Origin of the sequence: Hymenobacter sp. (assembly GCF_035709525.1) — a bacterium.
Lineage (GTDB): Bacteria > Bacteroidota > Bacteroidia > Cytophagales > Hymenobacteraceae > Hymenobacter.
Genome location: NZ_DASTEP010000089.1, coordinates 1 through 4,980, shown reverse-complemented (window position 1 = coordinate 4,980; position 4,980 = coordinate 1). Strand labels below are relative to the sequence as shown.

Here is a 4,980-nt window from a genome sequence, read left to right as displayed (position 1 = left end):
GTCATGCAGAGCGCAGCGAAGCATCTCGCGTGGTGCAGTAACTCATTGCGTAAACAACGAAGCGAGCGAGATGCTTCGCTGCGCTCAGCATGACGGGCGTAAACTCACGACTCCTCCCGCAAAGGTCGGGCGAACCTGCCGACTACCTACCGCGTTTGCGGAAGCACTGTGCGCGAAAAGCCGCACCTTTGCGTTTTAATCGCCACGCCTACCGGCTGCTAACCCGTTTTTGCCTCCTTTCGTGCGCCGCGCTTTTCGCATCCTGTTCAAAACCTTGCTGGGCCTGCTGGTGCTCGTGCTGCTGCTGATAGGTGGTGCGCTACTGGCCCTGCGGGTGCCGAGCGTGCAAACCAGCCTGGTGCAAAAAGCGGCCACCGTACTCACCGAGAAGCTGGGCCAACGGGTTGAGATAGCGGGCCTTGACATTCGGCCTTTCTCGCACGTGCTGCTCGAAGGCGTGCGCGTGCGCGACCGGCGCGGCGGCGAGCTATTTAGCATCGGCCGGGCCGATGCTGATATTCAGCTGTTTTCGGTATTCGACCCCAGCCACCTACACGTGGGCACGCTCACACTCGATGAGCCGCGCTTTGCCCTGCGCGACGTGGCCGGGCAGCCTGATTCTACTACCCTCGACCAGTTTTTGAGCGCCATCCGGCGGCTGGCCGGGCCGCCCGACTCGACTAAGAAGGATTCGAAGCCGTTTGATTTTCAGCTGCACGACATTGCCATTCGCAACGGGCACTTTGAGCTGGAGCGCCCCGACCGCGCCCGCGACCCCGCCTACGGCCGTAGCATCGACTACGCGCACATGCAGGTCGATAGCGTATACGCCACTATTTCGGCCTTGAATTTCAAGACAGATACGCTGCGGGCGCGGGTGGCTGGGTTGCGGGCAGTGGAAGTACCTTCTAAGACCCGTTTGCGCGAGCTAACGGCTGATATTCAGTATCATGAGCACTTCTGGGATTTCAAAAACCTGAAGCTGCGCGTGGGCCGCAGCCAGCTTCAAAAGTATCTGCGCTTCGAGTACCGGCGCTTCGGCAACTTCTCGGATTTCAACGACTCGATGCGGGTGATTACGCAGCTGCGCGGGGCCAAAATCTACACCGACGACATTGCCAAGTTTGCCCCGCAGCTGGCTTCGCTCAAGGACTCTATTCAGATTTCGGGCGATGCCAAGGGCTACGTGCGTGATTTTCAAATAAAAAACCTCGATGTGCGCTACGGCCGCCGCACGCACATTGTGGCTACTCGTGCCCACGCCGACAACCTGCCTAACTGGCGTGAAAGCCTGATGGATTTGCGCCTGAAACCCTCGCAGGTAGACGCCGCCGACCTGCGCCGCTGGCTACCGCCGACGGCCAATACGCTGGTGCAACGCCTGGGCTTAGTGAAGCTGAATGGGCAGTTTGTGGGATTCGTGACCGATTTCGTGGCCAACGCCTCGTTTGACACCGCGCTGGGGAAGGTCTCGACCGACCTTAACCTCAAGACCAAGAGCGACTTCGACCACGCCGTGTACGAGGGCGACGTGCAGAGCACGGCCTTTCAGCTGGGCAAATTCCTGGGCGATGAGTCGGTGATTCGGGACGTGACGCTGAGCGGGCGCGTGACAGGCACTGGCTTTGTGCCGCCGCTGGCCAAGGGGCACGCTGTGGCCACGGTGCCCGCCATCTGGCTCAACGGCTACCGCTACCACAACCTCACGCTCGACGGCGACTTTGCCGGGCAGGGCTTCAAGGGCAAAATAACGGCCAACGACCCAGCCGTACAGCTGAGCGCCAACGGCGAAATCGACCTCAACCCGCGCCACCAGGTAGTGGATATTAACGCCGCTATCGGCCGCCTAAATCTCGGCGCGCTGGGCTTCATGAGCGAGCCGCTGGTAGTGCGCACCAACGCGCAGGTGCACCTGCGCGGCACGCAGCTCGATTCGCTGCTCGGCTATGCCCGGTTGCGCAACTCGCGCTTTGTGCTGCGCAACCAGACGCTGGACCTCGATACGCTGGATGTGCTCAGCACCCGCAACAGCCAAGGGCAGCGCTCGGTAACGCTGCGCTCGGAGCTGCTGGCGCTGTCGGCCACCGGGCGCTTCGAAACCAACGCCGTGCGCCGCGACCTGGAAATGCTATGGCACGAGTACCGGCTCAATTTTGAGAGTAACGCCGCCGCCACGGCCGCCTACTACCGGCGCAAGCGGCAGCAGGCGCTGCCGGTGTACCAGATAGATTTTACCGCTAACCTTAAGCACGTAAATCCGATTCTGGATTTGCTGATGCCCGACCTGCAAGTGGCTGACAACAGCCACGTTGATGGCTCGTTCCGGCAGGGCGAAACCTCGATTATTCAGCTCGGCGGGCGGTTTGATAGCATCTGGTACGGGCCGGTGCATACGGTGGGCACGGAATTCGACTTTTCGACTTCGAAGCTGCCTTATAAACCCGAGGTGCTGGCCCAGGCCAGCGTGACTTCGGCGCGCCAGGTGCTGCCGGGGCTGGGCAACACCGAGAAGTTTGTGGTGGAAGGCGTGTGGGACCAGCAGCGCATCAATTTCTCTACTTCGCTGGCCCAGAGCGGCACTACCAACCGCGCCAACATCAACGGAGCGCTGTCGTTTTTGCCGCGCCAAGTGGAAGTGGTTTTTCGCCAGAGTGGGCTGCATCTGCTGGATAAGGAGTACACCATCGCGGCCGATAACGTGGTGCGTATCAGCGACTACGGCAAACAGTTCGATATTCAAAACTTCGTGCTCAGCAACGGCAGCCAGCGGCTGAGCGCGCAGGGCTTTATCTCGCCCGATGCCAGCAAGCCGCCGCTGGAGCTGGACATCGCCAACTTCGACATTGGCACGCTCAACTCCGTGACCGGCCAGCGGCTGGGCGGGCGGCTGAACATGAAGGCCAGCGTGAGCGGCATTTATAACAACCTGGCTATCAACAGCACGCTAGCCGTCGATTCACTGGTGTACGAGGGCGTAGCCATCGGGCAGGTGGCCGGGCGCGGCGACTGGGACAACCCCAGCGGCCAGCTGCGGGTGAACCTCGACGTGGCCCGCCAGCAGCAGCGCGTACTGACCGTGACGGGCTACCTGGCCCCCAAATCGACTACTCAGCAGTTCAACCTCACTGGCAAGCTCAACGATGCGCCGGTGGTGCTGGCACAGCCCTTTCTGGCGGGCATTCTGGACAAGCTGGGCGGCACCGGCCAGGGCGAATTGATGCTGACCGGCCTGTTTAGCGCGCCTAACCTCACGGGCGCGGTGGACGTGCAGAACGGGCGCTTCACCTTCGGCTACCTGGGCACGACTTACACGTTCGCCGACCGCATCACGTTTACCAACACGAGCATCCTGCTGCCGGGCATCAAGCTGCGCGACGCGCAGGGCAACGTGGGCACCGTGGATGGCACCGTGAACCACCAGGGCTTCCAGAATATGAGTTTGAACCTGCGGGCGAATTTCCGTAAGTTTCAGGTGCTCAGCACCACGCGCAAGGACAACGACCTGTATTTTGGCACGGCCTACGCCACTGGCACAGCCACCGTGCGCGGCCCCGTCGATGACCTAGTAGTGGACGTGCGTGCCTCCTCGGAGGCCGGCACGCGCCTGGCACTACCCCTCGACAACGCGGCCAAGGCCGAGCAAGCCAGCTACATCAAGTTTGTGAACCGCAACCTGCCCGACTCGGTGAAGCGGCGGCAGGCCGTGACGGCCGCCGCGCTGGCCGCGCAAAACAAGGTAGACTTGTCAGGCATTCAGCTTAATATGAACCTGACGGTGACGCCTGATGCCTATCTCGAAATATTGCTGGACGAAGCCACCGGCGACGTAATCCGGGGCGCGGCCACCGGGCAGTTGCGCCTGAACATCGATACGCGGGGCGATTTCAACATGTACGGGCAGGTAGAAATCGTGCGCGGCGCGTACAATTTTACGTTACAAGGGCTTGTTAATAAAGAGTTTGTGGTGCGGCCGGGCGGCGTTATCTCCTGGAACGGCGACCCGCTCGACGGGCAGATGAATGTGACGGCCACCTACACGCAGCGCACCTCACTGGCCCCGATTCTGCAAGGGGGCACTGGCACGGGGGCCGGCGCAGGCGCGGCCGTGGTACCGGTTACGGCCGTGATGAATTTGACCGGGCCGCTACTGCTGCCCACCATCAAGCTGGCGCTGGAGTTTGACGACGCGCCCAGCTCGCTTCAAAACGACTTGGCCTCGTTCATCGCGCTGCTGCGCAACGACGAGCAGGAGCTGAACCGGCAGGTGTTCAGCCTGTTGGTATTCCGCACGCTATCACCGCAAAACGTGAGCGGCTTTGCGGGCATTTCGCTGACGGGCCAGGCCGGCGGCACCCAGAACAGCTTAGTACAGAATAGCTTAGGGCAGATTATCTCGTCGCAGCTCGGAGCGCTGACGTCGCAGATTGACCAGAACCTGGAAATCGACTTCAATATCAACGGCCTCACCGCCGACCAGCTGCAAGCCCTGCAAGTGCGCCTGAGCTACTCCTTCCTCAATGGCCGCCTGCGCCTGACCCGCGAGGGTGGCATCAGCAATACCTCTACCAGCACCACCACGGGCGGCATCACGACCACCAACCAAACGTCGCTACTCGGCGATTTCAGCCTCGAATATTTCCTGCGCCCCGATGGTAAGTTCCGGGCCAAGCTGCGCTACGAAACCACGCCCCGCACCGCCGACCTCGTCAATAACCTGAACCAGAACCAGGCGCGCGCCGGCATTTCGCTGCTGCACACCGAAGAGTTCAACTCGCTGCGTGAGCTATTCGGCCGCGAAAAACCCACCCGCCGCGCCCGCAACCAGCAACGCGCCCGCGAGGTGCTGACGGTAGAAGAGGACACCCGCACTCCCCTCTAACCGCCGCTTCAAGACCGCAGATTGAAACGGATTTTTAGGATTTAACGGATACGCCCGCTGCGTGGGCTGACCACTTAAGCGCAGGAGCGGCTGCGCCGGCT

General features: G+C 61.6%; 1 protein-coding gene. It reads left to right on the top strand.

The genetic code is table 11. From position 1 onward, the window contains the following. Positions 1-241 precede the first annotated feature (241 nt). Entirely contained in the window at positions 242-4,879 is a 4,638-nt protein-coding gene (locus VFO93_RS07710; RefSeq protein WP_325133776.1) for a translocation/assembly module TamB domain-containing protein, read from the top strand. The last annotated feature ends 101 nt before the right edge of the window (positions 4,880-4,980 follow it).